This is a genomic window from Rhizobium bangladeshense (genome assembly GCF_001662075.1).
GTDB lineage: Bacteria > Pseudomonadota > Alphaproteobacteria > Rhizobiales > Rhizobiaceae > Rhizobium > Rhizobium bangladeshense_B.
Genome location: NZ_LYPL01000018.1, coordinates 97,043 through 112,826 on the forward strand (window position 1 = coordinate 97,043; position 15,784 = coordinate 112,826).

Sequence of the window (15,784 nt, forward strand, 5' to 3'; positions counted from 1 at the left end):
GTCAGCTCGATACTTAAAAACAGGATCGGCCGCGGGCCATGCACCGGTCCGCGGCCGCTGATATTTCATAAGCCTTACTTGATGGCCTTCACGCCTTCGGTCATTTCCTTCAACCCATCGTCGACGGAAGTGTTGTCGGTCATGATCGAGTCATGCGCACGGTTGAGCACCACCTCGATCTTGGCGGCGTTCGGGTTGACCGCCATTTCCAGATAGGCCTTCGAGGGTATCAGCGCCTCCTTGCTGGCCGCATCCTCAGGGAAACCCGGTGTCGCCGCGATCTTGGCGCTGACGTCAGCGGTCTTGAGCGCGGGGAAGGTGCCAGTCGACGCGATGACGGCCGCGCCCTCGGGGCCGGTGACGAACTTGATGAAGTCGAGCGCAGCTTCCTTGTGAGTGGAATTGGCGTTGACCGCCAGGCCCGAAATCTGCGCCGCCGTCGTGCCGGCGGCAACGCCGTCCGGATGCGGGAACTTCACGATGCCCCAGTTCTTGCTCTTCGATTCACCCGATTTCACCTTGGCGATCTGGGTGCCGACGAACCAGGTTCCCATCGGCAGCATGCCGATCGTGCCGTTGAAGAAGAGCGCCGAATAATGCGTGTTCGACGTCTTCAGGAAGGCATAGGAGGGGATGGCGCCGTCTTTCTGCAGGGTCAGCGCTCTTTCGTACCAAGGCTTGAGGAAAGCGTAATCGCCATCGACCAGCGTGTGTTGTCCGTCGAGAATGCCGGGCAGCTGGACGGTGGAGCGCCAGGTATGCAGCAGCGCGCCATAGGTCTTGTTGGTGCCCATGCCGCCGGCAAGCTTTTCGGCAGTTTCGTCGAACTGTGCCCAGGTCATGTCATTCGTGGGATAGGGCACGCCGGCCTTATCGAAAATGTCCTTGTTGTAATAGACGACCCAGAAGTCGGACCGGAACGGTATCGAATAGATCTTGCCGTCGATGGTCAGTTCTTCGATCAGGCCGCCATAGGGCGCGGGATCGATCTTCTGATCTTTCACGAAGCCGCTGAGATCGGCGATGTTGCCGGCGCGGACCAGGTTGGTGTAGCCCGGCACGTCCTTGACGGTGACGATGTCGATGTCTTTCGAACCGCCGGTCAACTGCGTCGAGATCATCTGCTGATAGTCCTGCGAGCCGAGGTCCATCGGCTCGAACTTCACGTTGGGGTGTTTGGCCTGGTAGGCTTCGATCAGCGGCTTGTAATAGGCTGTCTTGTCCCAGTCCCACAACGCCCATTTGAGCGTCACCGCGTCCTCGGCAAGTGCAGCGCCTGCCGTCGTTGCGGCCAAGGTGAAACCCGCCACGGCGAGTTTCATCGTCCTCCCGAATTTATCCATATACATTCCTGTTCTCCTTCCCTGGATCGTCTCTGGATCAGTTGTTTCATGAAGCGTTTGGTGCATGCGGTTTACGGTGCGGGGGCAAGTCCAGAACCATCACCGCCGTCCGATGGACGCCGAATGCGACGGCGAACATTCCGAGTGAAAAATTGAAGGTCGCCGGCATGAAGACGGAAACCGGATAGAAGAGGATATGCGCGAGCCACAGCGCGGCGTTGAAGGCGAGTGCGGCAAGCGCCGGAAGCGGACGGACGACGGAGGCGAGCGCGGCGAGGCGCAGCAGCCGCAGAGCCGGTAGATCGCGCATCACCATCAGCGCGATGAGGTGGCAGGCGGTGACGGCGAGGAAAGCGGTCGCGACGAGGGCGATCGCGAGCGGTGCAGCCAGCATCAGATTATCACGCGCGCCGGCGGCATAGGTGACGATCGCGTGGACGCCGATTGCAAGCACGCCCGCCAAGGCGAGGCCCCAGGCGGTGGCGCGCAGGAAATATCGCCGGAATGCTTCCGTGAAGTCCCTCAGCAGATAAGTGTTGCGGTCTTCGACGAAGGCGACCGAGACGCGGGCCATGGCGACGAGCGCTGCCGGCAACGTCACCACAAGGAGCGAGGCCAGCAGGAACAGGATGTTCAGCTTGACCATCTCCCACCATTCGCGGGCGAGGATGTCGGCGAAGAGCGCAAGGCCGGTCTTTGCAGGCGCATCCTTCGGAATGCCCGGCCCCTCCTTCGTCCACATGTCCCGCAACCACTGCATGGCCGTCTCCCGCAGGCGCCTCAGTAAAGAATCGAGCGTTCCGTTTCCTTGTCGAACAGCTGCGCATTGCTCATGTCGGCGACCAGTGTCGCCTCTTCGCCGATGCCAGGCCGGAAGCGCGGCGAGACGCGGGCGATGAGATTGCGCCCGCCTGCCACCATGTTCAGGTGCACTTCCGAGCCCATGGGCTCGGCAAGCTCCACCACCGCCTTGAGGGACGCCAGATTCTCAGGCGGAATATCGGCCGGCGGCAGTTCGTGGAAATTCTCCGGGCGGATGCCGAGCACCAGTTCGCGGCCCTCATAGGGTGCGATCCTGCTCTTGTCGAAATGGGCGGGCAGCGGCAGTTCCCGGCCGTCGAAGACCGCGACGTAGCCATCGCCCCGGCGCAGGATGGTCGAGGGCAGCATGTTCATCTGCGGCGCGCCGATGAAGCCGGCGACGAACATGTTGACGGGACGGTCGTAGAGGTTCTGCGGCGTGTCGACCTGCTGGATATGGCCGTCTTTCATGACGACGATGCGATCGGCCATCGTCATGGCTTCCACCTGGTCGTGGGTGACGTAGATGAAGGTGGCGTTGAGGCGCTTGTGCAGCTTGGTGATTTCTGAGCGCATTGTGCCGCGCAGCTTGGCGTCGAGATTGGAAAGCGGCTCGTCGAGCAGGAAGACGGCCGGGTTGCGCACCATGGCGCGGCCGAGCGCGACGCGCTGGCGCTGCCCGCCCGAAAGCGCTTTCGGCTTGCGGTTCAGGAGATGGGTGATGTCGAGGATCTTGGCGGCATCCTGCACCTGCTTATCGATGAAATCGCGCGAGACTTTGCGCAGTTGCAGGCCGAAGGCCATGTTCTTGTAGACGGTCATATGCGGGTAGAGCGCATAGTTCTGGAAGACCATGGCGATGTCGCGGTCCTTGGAGGGGACGTCGTTCATGACGTCGCCGCCGATCCGGAGTTCGCCGCCGGAAATCTCCTCAAGCCCGGCGATCATCCTGAGCGTCGTGGATTTGCCGCAGCCGGAGGGGCCGACCAGGATGATGAATTCCTTATCGGCGATCTCAAGATCGATATCGTGGACGACGGTGAGCGCGCCGTAGGATTTGTTCAGCTCTTTAAGCGAAATGCTGGCCATCGGGTTCTCCTGACCTCACCAATAGGAAGACCAGCGGCGCGAAAGGCGCGTCAAAGCTTCCATGTAATAATAATCTCCCCAGGAGACGCACTCATCGACGCCCTCGCCGCGGCAGGTGTTGAACGGCGATTTCTTCGAATAGGTGGCGTGCAGCACCAGGCCGTTGGAAACGGTGGGATCCCTGACCGCATAGTGATCGGCAAGGCTCTTCACCATTCGCCGCGCCAGCATGCGGTAGCGCTCGGCTGTATCGGCATCGACGAGATCGGCCATCTCAAGCAGGCCGCAGGCGGTGATCGAGGCGGACGAGCTGTCGCGCGGCTCGCCGTCGTCATCGGAAAAGACGAGATCCCAATAGGGCACCATGTCGGCCGGCAGCCGGTTGAGATAGAAGGCGAGCAGCCGGTCGAAGGTCTGGCGATATTCCTCGATCCGCTCATAGCGATAGGAGATCGCCATGCCCGCGATGCCCCAGGCCTGCCCGCGCGCCCAGGCGCTGTCGTCCCGGTAGCCCTGCTTGGTGGCGCCGCGCACCGGCGCGCCGGTGACCGGGTCCATGTAGAAAGTGTGATAGGTGGAATCGTCCGGACGCACCGAATGGGCCAACGTCGTGCGAGCGTGGGTGAGCGCGATCTCGCGGTATTTCGGGTCGCCTGTCTCGCTGCTTGCCCAGTAAAGGAGCGGCAGGTTCAACAGGCAGTCGATGATGTAGCGGTATTCTTCCGCCTTGCCCTTGCGACCCCAGGCCTGGATGAACTGACCGATCGGCTGGAAGCGCTCGATCAGCTGGTCGGCGGCCAGGATCGCGGCTTTGCGGCCGTCCTCGTCCCCGACGAGCTTCCAGGCGGCGATGCAGGAGGGCGAATAGAGAAAGCCCATATCATGATGATCGGTCTCGATGCGGTTGACGATCCGATGCAGGAAGGACTGGACCTGGATCTGCGCGGCATGCCGGAAAATGGGATCGCCGCTATGTTCGAAGGCGAGCCATATTTCTCCCGGCCAGAAGCCGGCCGTCCATTGGTTGTTGGCAACGGCGGGATAGAAGTTGTTGACGCTCGAATGGTTCTGCGCAGCGTAAGTAAACCGAGGAAGGTTGCGCCTGACCTGCTCGACGGCAAGATCGAGCGCGGCGTTCACTTCCTTATCGGTGATCGGCTGCGGGGCGACTGTTGAAACGGCATTCATGGCTTTAACCCTTCAGTCCCGTCGAGGCGATGCCCTCGACAAAGAAGCGCTGCAGAGCGAGGAAGACGATGAGAACGGGCACGAGGGCGACGACGGAGGCTGCCATGATCAGCCCGTATTCGGCCGAATATTGCGAGATGAACATGCGCAGGCCGATCTGGACGGTCTTCAGCTCGGTCTTGGTGAGATAGATCATCGGGCCGAGGAAATCGTTCCAGGTGCTGACGAAGGTGAAAATCGTCAGTGTCGAGAGTGCGGGTTTGGAGAGCGGCAGCATGATGCGCGCCCAGATCTGATATTCGTTCATGCCGTCGATGCGGGCAGCCTCGCAAAGCTCGGTCGGGATCGACATGTAGAACTGCCGCATCAGGAAAACGCCGAAGGCAGTGAAGGCCTGCAGGCAGATCAGTGCCAGATGCGTGTTGTTGAGGCCGAACTCGCGCATCAGCAGGAATTGCGGCACCATATAAACCTGCCAGGGCATGGCGATGGTGGCGATATAGCCGAGGAACAGCGTGTTCTTATAAGGGAAATTCAGCTTGGCGAAGGCGTAGGCGGCAAAGCTGGAGGTGAGTAGCTGCAGCAGCGTGACGATGATCGTCAGCTTCGAGGTGTTGTAGATGAAAAGGGCAAGCGGGATCTTCGTCCAGATGTCGACGTAGTTCTGCCATTGCGGCTGCGACGGTATCCATTCGATCGGGAAGGCGAAAACGTCGCGGCTGAGCTTCAGCGATGCCGAGAGCATCCAGGCAAAGGGCATTAGCATGACAACCGTCACCGTGATGACGATGACATAGAGGAGGACCGTTTTGACGGTGATCTTGCGCCCGGCGATCCTCATGCCTCGTCCTCCCTCTGGCGACGGAACTGGAAGATCGTGACCGCGAGTACGAGGAAGAACAGCACCAGCGAAATCATGCTGGAATAGCCGAGATCCCAGGAAATGAAGGCCTCGTTATAGATGTGGTAGACAAGGACGAGCGTCGAAGTGCCGGGGCCGCCCTGGGTGATCATGAAGATCTGGTCGAACACCTTGAAGGACTGGATCGTCAGCATGACGGTGACGAAGAAAGTGGTCGGCCCGAGCTGCGGCACGGTGACATGGATGAATTTCTGCCAGGAATTGGCGCCGTCGAGATCGGCGGCCTCATAGAGTTCGGAATTGATGCCCTGCAGGCCGGCCAGGTAGATGACCATGTAATAGCCCATGTTCTTCCAGATGCCGAAGAGGATCACCGTCACCATCGCCCAGTGGCGGTCGGCCGCCCATCCCGGCATATTCTTCGGGTCGAGGCCGAGCGTGTAGAGGATCATGTTCACCGGTCCCATCTCGGGATTGAAGATCATGTTCCAGACGACGGCGACCGCGACCAGCGAGGCGACATAAGGAAAGAACATCGCCGTGCGGAAGAAATTCCGTCCCGCGATCTTCTGGTTGAGGAGGACGGCGAGGCCGAGCGCACAGAGCAGCGTCGCCGGCACCGAGGCGACCGTATAGATGATCGTGTTCCAGAAGGCGGCGACGAAGGCCTTGTCGTCGAATAGCCGCCAGAAATTATCCAGCCCGGCGAATGTAATCGCATTCGAGCCGTCCCAATGCATGAAGGCGAGGGCGAAGGCGAAGAGGATCGGGCCGAGCGTGAAGACGGCAAAACCGATGAAATTCGGCGCGATGAAGGAATAGGCGACCATCGCGCTGCGGATCTTGCGCTGGCGCTTGGATAGAGCCGCAACCTTTCGGCGTGGCGTTGCCGGGGCGCCATCCGTCGCGATCACCGAATTCGATATGGACACCGATGCTTCCTCCTGGTCGGCATTCTGCAGCTGGCGGCTTCTGGGTTTCCCTAATCTAAATCCAGAGCCGTTCGGGCGGATGGGCGCCGCCTGTTCTTCCTCCTGCCAAGGACATAGCACATCTCCGGTATTGGTCAAACAAGTTCTGAATAGATCATACAAATTTTATGGCGGGCGCCAAAAACATATGATAGGTGGGACTGAAGGCCAGGGGCCCGTCGATGCTTTTCCGGTGCGGGGAGGGACATGTTCAGCGAGATTTCAGGCGCTTTGCCGGACATCCTCGGCGATTTCACGCCGGGAGCCGTCTACTCCGATCGCGAGAGTTGGAAAGCGGTGCCGCAGGCCGTGCAGGACGTGGTCGTCCGCGACGCCGAGGCCGCGCTTGCGGGCGCATGGCCTTTAATCAAGGCCTCGGATTACCGGGATTACACGGCGACCGGCAATCGCTCGCGCTTCGAGGAGCTTTATTTCACGCGGCGGCGGATGCTCAACGATCTGGTGCTGGGTGAACTCGTCGATGGGAACGGGCGATTCCTGCCCCGAATCGTCGACGGCGTTTTCCTGATCGCGGAGGAAAGCGGTTGGCAGCTTCCGGCGCATAATGCCTATGGGCGCGGCGGTCCTCGTCTGCCGCTGCCCGATACTTCGCAGCCGGTCGTCGATCTCTTCGCGGCCGAAACGGCAGCCCTTCTGGCAACGATCGTTGCATTGTTCGGCGATGCGTTAGACGGCATCAGCCCGGAGATTGCCGCGCGTGTGAAACGCGAGATCGAGGCCCGTATCCTGACGCCCTATCGCGGCCGGCATTTCTGGTGGATGGGTGACGGCGACGAGCGGATGAACAACTGGACCGCCTGGATCACCCAGAACGTCCTGCTGGCCACCTTCTCGCTGACGACCGATCAGCCGACGCGCCGCGCCGTCATCGAAAAGGCGCTCGGCAGCCTCGATGCCTTCCTGAAGGATTATGCCGAGGACGGCGCCTGCGAGGAGGGCGTAGTCTATTACCGCCATGCCGCACTTTGCCTGCATGGCGCGCTGACCGTGATCAATCGCGTTGCGCCCGGCCTGTTCGAGGGGATCTGGCGGCAGCCGAAGATCCGCAACATGGCCGACTATATCGCCCAGATGCATGTGGCCGGCCGCCATTATTTCAACTTCGCGGATTCCTCCGCCGTGGTCGAACCCTGCAGCGCGCGCGAATATCTGTTCGGCAAGGCGGTCGGCTCCGAAATGCTCGCGGCCTTCGCCGCAACCGACCGGGCGGCAGCCGAGAGCCCGCACCTGCCGGGGGAATGGAACCTCTGGTATCGCGTGCAGGAGCTGCTGACCGGGCCGGCAATTCCGAAGGTCGAGGCGAATCCTGTGTCCGCGCGGGATATCTTCTATCCCGGCATCGGCTTGTTCGTCGCCCGCGACGGGCAGTTTTCGCTTGCCGTCAAGGGCGGCAACAATGGCGAGGGCCACAATCACAACGATGTCGGCAGCATGACGCTCTACAAGAACGGACGCCCATTCCTGATCGACGTCGGCGTCGAGACCTATACCGCCAAGACCTTCTCGCAGCGGCGCTACGAGATCTGGACGATGCAGTCGGCCTATCACAACCTGCCGACTTTCTCCGGCATCATGCAGTCCGCTGGCGAAGCCTACGCTGCCAGGGATGTCGAGGTCGAATTCGGCGAGGAGTGCGCGCGCATATCCCTCGATATTGCAGGCGCCTATCCCGAGGAAGCGCAACTGCGCAGCTATCGCCGCACGGTCTCCCTGCTGCGGGGGCGCCATGTCGAGATCGTCGATACCCATGACGGCGACCGGCCGGCTGTGCTGTCGCTGATGACGTGCCTCGCGCCGACCATCATCTCCGACAGAATAGATCTCGCCGATCTCGGCAGCATTTTTGTCGAGGGCGCCGGCGAAATCGAAGTCGATGAGATCGAGGTCAATGACATCAGGCTGAGATCGGCCTGGCCCGAGAGGCTCTACCGGCTGCGTGTGCCGCTCGCCGACAAGCGCCTGATGTTGCAGATAAATTAGAGAGTTAGAGCATGATGTCCTCCGGAGGTCGAGCATGGAATTGACGCTGAAGATCGTGGATGCCGATGGGTTCGTGCGGGCAAGCACCACCGGGCGGGACGAGACCTTTCTCGTCTATCGCCAGGATTATCGCGAGGGCGACTGCGTCGTCGTCGAAGCTTCCGAACCCGGGCATCTCTTTCTCGCCTTGGACAGCGCGATCCACCCCGGTTTTGTCTACATCAAGGAAAGCGCTTACTCGCTCGCCGTGCCTTTCGGCGATAAGCGCAAGTCCTATTCGCCAAATGCCTTCAAGGGGGACATCCACCGGCTTTCGGCGAGAAAGGCGCGGCCCGACGAACTCGCCCAGCGGCGCAATCTCGCTTTGAACCCCTGGGACGACCACGCCAATCGGGCGCTCTTCCCGCATGCGCGGGCCAATGTCGAGACCCGCGGCGAAGCGGTCTTCGCCGCGCGCAACGCGATCGACGGGGAAAAGGCCAACGATAATCACGGATTCTGGCCCTATACGAGTTGGGGCATCAATCGCGACCCCGAAGCCGCGCTGACGGTGGAGTTCGGTAGGCCCGTCCGGATCGACGAGATCGTCTTCTACCTCCGTGCCGATTTTCCGCATGATTCCTGGTGGGAAGAGGCGAGCGTCACCTTCTCGAGCGGCGAAACTTTTACCTTCCCGCTGGTCAAATCGGGCGCCGCGCAGGGCTTTGCGATTGAGGCCTGCGTCGTCGAATGGATCGAGCTGCATGGCCTGATTAAGGCCGAGGATGTCTCGCCCTTTCCGGCGCTGACGCAGATCGAAATCTGGGGAACCGAGGCCCCGGGCGCCGGAGATCGCAACCTCGCCGCCATTACCGCAGCTGACAAGCACGCCTAAAACGAATCGAAATTCATCTGAGCCAGATCATCGCTGCGACTGTCTCGGGTCGGGATCAACACCCACGACAAGGCGCAAAATCCGTTATTTGACGTCGGATTTCACGAACTGCCGGAGTTCCGGCGTCTGTGGATCGCCGAAGAGCATTGCAGACGGTCCCTGTTCCCAGATTTTTCCCTTGTGCATGAAGATCGTCTGCGTAGCGACACGCCGGGCAAAAGCCATTTCATGGGTCACGAGGATCATGGTCATACCATCGCGGGCGAGCTGTTCCATCACCGTGAGCACTTCTTCGGTGAGTTCTGGATCGAGCGCTGATGTCACCTCGTCGAAGAGCATGACCTTCGGCCGCATCGCAAGCGAGCGGGCGATGGCGACGCGTTGCTGCTGGCCGCCTGAAAGCTGGTCCGGGTAGGAGTCGAACTTTTCCGACAAGCCGACGAGCTTAAGTACCTCGTAGGCAACCTCGCGGGCCTTCACCTTTGCAACGTCCTTGACGATTCTCGGCGCCAGCATGATGTTCTCGCCCACCGTCAAATGTGGAAAGAGATTGTAGCTCTGGAAGACGATGCCGACATCGGTGCGGAGCTGGCGAAGCGCCTTTGCGTCTTGTCCAAGTGTATGGCCGGCAATTTCGATGCGGCCGGAATTGATCTTTTCCAGGCCGTTCATGCAACGCAGAAGCGTGCTCTTGCCCGAGCCCGATCGACCGATCAGCGCAAAGACTTCCCCGCGGCCCACCGTCAGAGATACTCCCTTGAGGACTTCGAGAGAACCAAAGCTCTTATGGACGTTTTCAACGACTACTTCCGGCATGAAGCCTCCTTTCCAGCAAGCGCGAGAGCTGGGACAATGGGTAACAGACGACGAAATAAAGCCCGGCGACCACGAGGAAGACGCGGAATGGCTGGAACGTCGCGTTGTTGATGAGCTGCCCCGCCCGGGCAAGCTCGACGAAGCCGATGATCGAGGCGATCGAGGTGTTCTTCACCACTTGGACGGCAAAACCGACTGTCGGCGGCAAGGAGATGCGCATCGCTTGCGGCAGGACCACATAGCGGTATTGCTGCAATCTGGTCATGGCGAGGGACTCCGAAGCCTCCCATTGCTGCTTCGGAACTGCCTGGATGCAGCCTCGCCAGATTTCCGCAAGATAGCCGGAGGCGTAGATCGTCATAGACGCTCCTGCGGCGAAGAGGGGCGGCAGTTCCAAGCCGGCGAGGCTTAGACCGTAGTAAGACAGGAACAGTATCATCAGCACCGGAATGCCCTGGATGATCTGGATATAGGTGGCTGCCGCAATTCGCACGGGTTTCGGCTGTGCCGTACGGGCCAGCGCAACGGTAAAGCCCAGCAGACCGCCGCCGATCAGCGCGATAACCGTCAGCAGAAGCGTCCATTGCAGCGATAGAAGAAGAAAGCCGAACTGATCGGGACCAAAGGTGGTGAGGGTCATGCCTGCACCTCCGGGAGTGCCGTCATCGCTTGCCGGCCGACACGGCGACCGAAAAGCCGCATGCCAATCAGGGCAAGAGCGGCACGCAGTGCCAGCGCCAAGCCAAGGTAGATCAGCGTGACGGCGATATAGATTTCGAAGGACCGATAGGTCTGCGATTCGATGAAGGCAGCCGAGGCGGCGAGTTCCTGGGTCGATATGGCTGAGCAAATACTGGAGGCCAGCATCATCAGCACGAATTGGCTGCACAGCGCCGGATAGACTTTGGCGATCGCCGGCACGATGATGACATGGCGATAGATTTGGAACCGCGTGAGCCCCAAGGCCTCGCCGGCCTCGATCTGCGACCTGTGGATTGCCTCGATGCCGGCCCGAATGATCTCCGTTGAATAGGCGGCAAGGTTGATTGTCATCCCGATCAGCGCGGCCGTATCGGCGCCGACGCGCAGGCCGAGGCCCGGCAGGCCGAAATAAACGATGAACAGCTGGACCAGGAAGGGCGTATTGCGGATGATCTCGACATAGGCATCGACCAGAAGGCGGACCACACCGCCCCAGATGGAGCGTACCGAGGCAAGCGCGATGCCGGCAGCGCAGCCGAGAATGATCGACAGCACCGACAGTTTGATCGTCAGCCAGATACCGCGGAAGATCTGCTCCTGGTATTGGGCCAGCACGCCGAACTGAAATGTGTAGGACATGAAGACTCCGTGGTTATGGGAAATCCGCCGGAGAAGTGGCCGGCGGATCAGAACTGCGGTCAGAACGTCGGCAGCGTCGGCATCGGCCGACCGGTCCACTTGGTCGCAATCTTGTCGAGATCGCCTGAGATCTTCATCAGATAGATAGCGGTGTTAAGCCATTGACGCAGTTCGAAATCGTCCAGCTTGGTGGCCATCGAGTTTCCCTGCTGGAAGAAAGTGAAGCCGACTTGCAAGCCGGCATCCGGGCGCTGCTTGATTATCGCATCGCCAACCGTCGAGGGCAGCGCGACGGCATCAACCTGGCCGGCGATCAGCGCCTGCGCGCTTGTGGAATCATCTTCGTAAACGACGATTTCCAGACCTGGAATCGCAGCCTTGCGGAGCGCCGTTTCCTGCGACGAACCCCGGTTGGCTGCGACGCGCTTGCCTTCGAGATCGGCAAGCTTGGCAAATTTCTGGTCCGGACCGGAGATAATGTCCATGTTGAAGGCGCTGTAGGGCTGGGTAAACATCACCGTCTTGGCACGCTCTCCCGTCGGCGCCAGGGTGGCGACGAGGAAATCGACCTTACCGGTCTGCAAGGCAGGAATGCGGGCCGGCGGCGTTAACGGCACAAGCTCGACCGGCAGCGATAAATAGCCCCCGATCAGGTTCGCGACATCGACATCGTAGCCGGTGGGGTTACCCTTTTCATCGACCATTCCCATGGGCGGCGCGCCGGTCAGCACGCCGATACGGACGGTGCCGCGCGAGATGATATCGTTCAGCGTGACGGCATTCGCCTCGACAGCAGACGCCAAGCCGGCCGCGACGATGCTTATCGCGGCGAGTGCGGTTCGGATGCTATTTGAAAACTTCATTGATCTTCCTCCTCTGGATGATTTCAAACGGTCACGCTTTCCGCTCGCTTCTCCTTGCGAACCCCGTGTGCCGGACCTCCCAACGCCAGCATAAGAGCCTCCATCGCGCCGATCGGACGGCTTGAGATAGCGTGCTGCCAGCTTTAAGGTTATCGCTAACCTTGCGTAAAGTTATCGATAACATAATGCTGCGTCAAGCGAATTCATGAGCATCCAAGAGCGGGAGAAAATCGTGGCTTCAGAGCGCCCCAAGACCGTCACACTAGCCGAAGTGGCCGCCAAGGCGGGGGTGAGCAAAATGACTGTCTCGAAGGTGTTGCGGGAGGTAGGCAACATTTCGGAGGAAACACGGCAGAGGGTGAGGCAGGCGGCGCAAGAGCTTGGATACCTGCCCAACAGCCTCGCCGGTACATTGAGTTCCCGCAGAAGCCGGATCGTGGCGGTCATCATCCCCTCGATCAGCGACATCGTTTATGCGGAAGTCCTCAGCGGGGTCAACGCCATGCTCAGGCCAAGCGGGTTCCAGACATTCATCGGAGAGTCGCAATTTGATCCCACCGTCGAAGCGGACCTGATCCGGGCAATGCTGTCGTTCCAGCCAGCCGGGCTCTTGCTGAACGGCGGCATGGCCAGGAGTGCTGATGCGGAAGCGCTTCTGGCGCGACGGAATTGCCCGGCAATCCAGCTTTGGGATTGCGACAGGAATGCGCTGGATTTCAGTGCCGGTCCATCGCATGAGGAGGCGGGGCGCCTGGTTGCCAAACATTTCTTCGATCGCGGCCTGAGGCGCATTGCCTATGTGGGCGCCGAACTCGACAAGGACCTCAACGCCCGCCGGCGTCATATCGCGTTGAAATCATCGCTTGTCGCCGCCGACATCGACCTCGTCAGCGTGACCTGCGAGGACAAGCCGCGGCAAGCAGTTACCGGACGCTTCCTGACGGAGCAACTCATGCGGATGCATCCTGAAATCGATGGCATCCATTTCCTCAACGACGCTATGGCGCTGGGCGGGCTTTCCTATCTGCACCAAGCAGGGCTTCCGGTGCCGGAGCGGATTTCCGTGGTCGGCTTCAACGGCACTTCGCTCGCCAATGCGGTCCGAACGCGGCTCACCACAATCGATGTGCCCCGCACGGAAATCGGAGAGAAGGCCGCACAGGCGCTGTTGCGGATGACCAAGGCAGAGCCCATGCCGGATTTTTGGCAAGCCCGGCTGGAAATGGTACAGGGCAATACGACCCTCGCCATATAGGCACCCATTGCCGTTTGGCGGCTTGGATGTGAGCCTCTCCTGATCCGCTTTGAATTTGGGTGTTCGTCAGCGGTGGCAACGGGTCGCTTCCGCATTCCCATCCGCACGTGCTAAGGAGATCGCATGCGACTGCTTGTGGTGGAGGACAACAAGGATCTGGCGGCCTGGCTGGGCAAAGCCCTGCGGCAGGCGCAATATACGATCGACATTGCCTATGACGGGGAGGACGCGGAGCATCTGCTCAAGGTGGCGGAATATTCGGCGATGATCCTCGACCTTTCGCTGCCGAAGCTTGATGGATTGACGCTTTTGAAGCGGCTGAGACAATCAGGCAACAAGCTCCCGATCATCATCCTGACTGCCAATGCGAGCCTGGACGGCCGGGTGGCGGGGCTCGACAGCGGCGCCGACGATTATCTCGCCAAGCCCTTCGAAATCGCCGAACTCGAAGCCAGGATCCGCGCGGTGGTGCGCCGCGGGCAGGACCGGGCATCATCGGAGATCACGGTCGGAAACCTGCGCTTTTCCGGCGGGACAAGGCAGTTCTTCGTCGAAGGCGAGCTGCTGCAATTGACGCCGCGCGAATATGCCGTTCTCGAGCAACTGGTCATGAAGGTGGGCAATACAGTCTCGAAGGCCGCGCTTTCCGAAAGCGTCTTCGGTTTTGACGACGAAGCGGATCCGAGCGCCATCGAAATCTATGTCCACCGGCTTCGTAAGAAGCTCGAGGTCAGCTCCGTGCAGATCGCGACATTGCGCGGCCTCGGCTATCTCCTCAGACATGTTCAGTAGCGTCTTCAGCAAGGGCGGCGCCGCCCTTGGCCGGCTCAGCCAGAGCCTCAGGGTGCAATTGCTGTCCCTCGTGCTGCTGACGCTGTTCGGCGCGATCGGCTTCAACCTTTACGACAGCTTCTGGACGGCGGACGCCACGGCAAAACTGGTGACGGATCGCACGCTTCTGGCCTCTGCCCGGGTGATCGCTGAGGCGGTGCGCGTCGATGAGGGCGGCAATGTTCAGGTCGATGTGCCGCCTGCCGCACTCGAGATGTTCGATACGGGGTTCGGCGACCGCGTCTTTTACCAAGTCATCACCGTGTGGGGCAATCTGGTGAGCGGCTTTCCCGACCTGCCGCTGCCAAGAGCCCAGCGCGTCGGCGAGGATCGCGCCTTCCACGGCGCGGACGTCCGCGTCCTGATGCTCGACCATCCCGTCGTCGGGCTTCCCGAGGACGGCACGATCTCGGTGACCGTCGCGGTGACGCATAACAGCCAGTTTGCGATGCGGCGGCAGCTGTGGCTTTCGGATTTTTCCAAGCAATTCGTGCTCGTCTTCGTCGCAAGCCTTGTCACCATCCTCGGCCTTCAACGCGGCCTGGCGCCGGCCCTGAGACTGCGGGATGCAGTGCGCCAGCGCGGCCGAAATCGTCTCGATCCGCTGGCGCCCGAGATGGTGCAGAGCGAACTGCGCCCGCTCGTCGATGCGCTGAACGACCATATGGAGCGGGTGCAGAGCCAGATGGCCGCGCAGCGGCGGTTCGTATCGAATGCGGCGCATCAGCTCAGAACGCCGCTCGCGCTGATTTCGACGCAGGCCAGCGTGGCGGCCCGAGAAGACGATGCGGTTCGCCGCGACGAGGCGCTCGCCGCGCTTCGCACCAGCACCGGGCAGATTTCCCGCCTCGCCGGCCAGCTTCTCACCCTGTCGCGGGCCGAGCCTGGGAGCCGGCGCCAGCGCAACGACGTGACGGATCTCAGCAAGGCCGCCCGCGAAATATTGGAAGCGCACGCCGAAGAGGCGTTAAAGCGCAATATCGACGTCGGGCTGGAAGCGGACCGCCCCGTCATCGTCGAGGGCGACGGCACGATGCTGCGCGAAATGCTGGTCAACCTCATCGACAACGCCATCCGCTACAGCGATCGGGATGGACGGGTGACCGTCTCGGTCGGGCAGGCGGACGGAAGCGCCGTCGTGATCGTCGAGGACAGCGGGCCGGGCATTCCCCAAGGCGAGCGCGAACAGGTCTTCGAACGCTTCTACCGGATCATGGGGACTCAAAGCGAGGGGAGTGGCCTCGGGCTTGCGATTGTCCGCGAGGTCGTCGAAGGGGCCGGCGGTTCGGTGTCGCTCGGCGATGCTGAGGGCGGCGGTCTGGTGGTGACTGTGCGGCTGCCGCCTGCTTAGACGCGAAGTGCCTCCATAAAGCGCTGGATCTGGCGCCCGGAACGAGCTGATGGAGCCCCTCGCTCTCTATCCGGCGTCATCCTCGGCCTTGTGCCACTGCTGTCCGGTTTAAATTTGGTGGACATGGCGCACGGTGTTGATTCTACTCGTATTCGGATGTTTGGCGACAATCCCGGACACGAAAGAGGAGCAACACCG

15 protein-coding genes are annotated in these 15,784 nt (G+C 60.9%); 5 read left to right on the forward strand and 10 right to left on the reverse strand.

Features of this window, described 5'->3' with window-relative positions:
* Positions 1–74: 74 nt before the first annotated feature.
* Genes A7X77_RS27360 through A7X77_RS27385 form a run of 6 tightly spaced genes read right to left on the reverse strand, consistent with a single transcriptional unit; the run spans position 75 to position 6,215 of the window.
* Positions 75–1,349 (reverse strand): ABC transporter substrate-binding protein, encoded by a 1,275-nt coding sequence (locus tag A7X77_RS27360; protein WP_064685978.1) that lies wholly within the window; start codon positions 1,347–1,349, stop codon positions 75–77.
* A gap of 40 nt (positions 1,350–1,389) precedes the next feature.
* A complete protein-coding gene (locus A7X77_RS27365; RefSeq protein WP_064685979.1) occupies positions 1,390–2,103 on the reverse strand; it encodes a YesL family protein in 714 nt (237 codons plus the stop codon).
* 20 nt (positions 2,104–2,123) lie between these two features.
* On the reverse strand, positions 2,124–3,233 hold the full coding sequence (locus A7X77_RS27370; RefSeq protein ID WP_064685980.1) for an ABC transporter ATP-binding protein: 1,110 nt from the start codon (positions 3,231–3,233) through the stop codon (positions 2,124–2,126).
* Between the two features lie 15 nt (positions 3,234–3,248).
* Positions 3,249–4,421, reverse strand: coding sequence for a glycoside hydrolase family 88 protein (locus A7X77_RS27375; protein WP_064685981.1), 1,173 nt, complete (start codon positions 4,419–4,421; stop codon positions 3,249–3,251).
* Between the two features lie 4 nt (positions 4,422–4,425).
* Entirely contained in the window at positions 4,426–5,262 is an 837-nt protein-coding gene (locus A7X77_RS27380; protein ID WP_064685982.1) for a carbohydrate ABC transporter permease, read from the reverse strand.
* Positions 5,259–6,215, reverse strand: a complete 957-nt coding sequence (locus tag A7X77_RS27385; RefSeq protein WP_064685983.1) for a carbohydrate ABC transporter permease — start codon at positions 6,213–6,215, stop codon at positions 5,259–5,261. The genes A7X77_RS27380 and A7X77_RS27385 overlap by 4 nt, the downstream gene beginning before the upstream one ends.
* 246 nt (positions 6,216–6,461) lie before the next feature.
* On the opposite strand from A7X77_RS27385, the gene A7X77_RS27390 reads away from it, so the two are divergent.
* Positions 6,462–8,255, forward strand: a complete 1,794-nt coding sequence (locus tag A7X77_RS27390) for a heparinase II/III domain-containing protein (RefSeq protein ID WP_064685984.1) — start codon at positions 6,462–6,464, stop codon at positions 8,253–8,255.
* Positions 8,256–8,289: 34 nt separating this feature from the next.
* Positions 8,290–9,129, forward strand: a complete 840-nt coding sequence (locus tag A7X77_RS27395) for a hypothetical protein (RefSeq protein ID WP_064685985.1) — start codon at positions 8,290–8,292, stop codon at positions 9,127–9,129.
* Positions 9,130–9,213: 84 nt separating this feature from the next.
* Here A7X77_RS27395 and A7X77_RS27400 read toward each other — a convergent pair whose 3' ends face one another.
* The 4 genes from A7X77_RS27400 to A7X77_RS27415 are packed head-to-tail and all read right to left on the reverse strand — an operon-like array spanning position 9,214 to position 12,149.
* The gene (locus A7X77_RS27400; protein ID WP_064685986.1) at positions 9,214–9,945 is read right to left on the reverse strand and encodes an amino acid ABC transporter ATP-binding protein; all 732 of its coding nucleotides are present in this window, start codon (positions 9,943–9,945) and stop codon (positions 9,214–9,216) included.
* Positions 9,926–10,585, reverse strand: coding sequence for an amino acid ABC transporter permease (locus A7X77_RS27405; RefSeq protein ID WP_064685987.1), 660 nt, complete (start codon positions 10,583–10,585; stop codon positions 9,926–9,928). The genes A7X77_RS27400 and A7X77_RS27405 overlap by 20 nt, the downstream gene beginning before the upstream one ends.
* The gene (locus A7X77_RS27410) at positions 10,582–11,286 is read right to left on the reverse strand and encodes an amino acid ABC transporter permease (RefSeq protein WP_064685997.1); all 705 of its coding nucleotides are present in this window, start codon (positions 11,284–11,286) and stop codon (positions 10,582–10,584) included. The genes A7X77_RS27405 and A7X77_RS27410 overlap by 4 nt, the downstream gene beginning before the upstream one ends.
* A 59-nt stretch (positions 11,287–11,345) precedes the next feature.
* The gene (locus A7X77_RS27415; protein ID WP_064685988.1) at positions 11,346–12,149 is read right to left on the reverse strand and encodes a transporter substrate-binding domain-containing protein; all 804 of its coding nucleotides are present in this window, start codon (positions 12,147–12,149) and stop codon (positions 11,346–11,348) included.
* A gap of 205 nt (positions 12,150–12,354) precedes the next feature.
* Here A7X77_RS27415 and A7X77_RS27420 point away from each other — a divergent pair, with 205 nt between their 5' ends.
* From A7X77_RS27420 to A7X77_RS27430, 3 genes are all read left to right on the forward strand, one after another.
* A complete protein-coding gene (locus tag A7X77_RS27420; protein WP_064685989.1) occupies positions 12,355–13,404 on the forward strand; it encodes a LacI family DNA-binding transcriptional regulator in 1,050 nt (349 codons plus the stop codon).
* Positions 13,405–13,527: 123 nt separating this feature from the next.
* Positions 13,528–14,196 carry a response regulator gene (locus tag A7X77_RS27425; RefSeq protein ID WP_064685990.1) on the forward strand — a complete coding sequence of 223 codons (669 nt, stop codon included), beginning with the start codon at positions 13,528–13,530 and terminating at the stop codon, positions 14,194–14,196.
* A complete protein-coding gene (locus tag A7X77_RS27430) occupies positions 14,186–15,586 on the forward strand; it encodes a sensor histidine kinase (protein ID WP_064685991.1) in 1,401 nt (466 codons plus the stop codon). Before A7X77_RS27425 ends, A7X77_RS27430 begins: the two co-directional genes overlap by 11 nt.
* Positions 15,587–15,784: the final 198 nt, after the last annotated feature.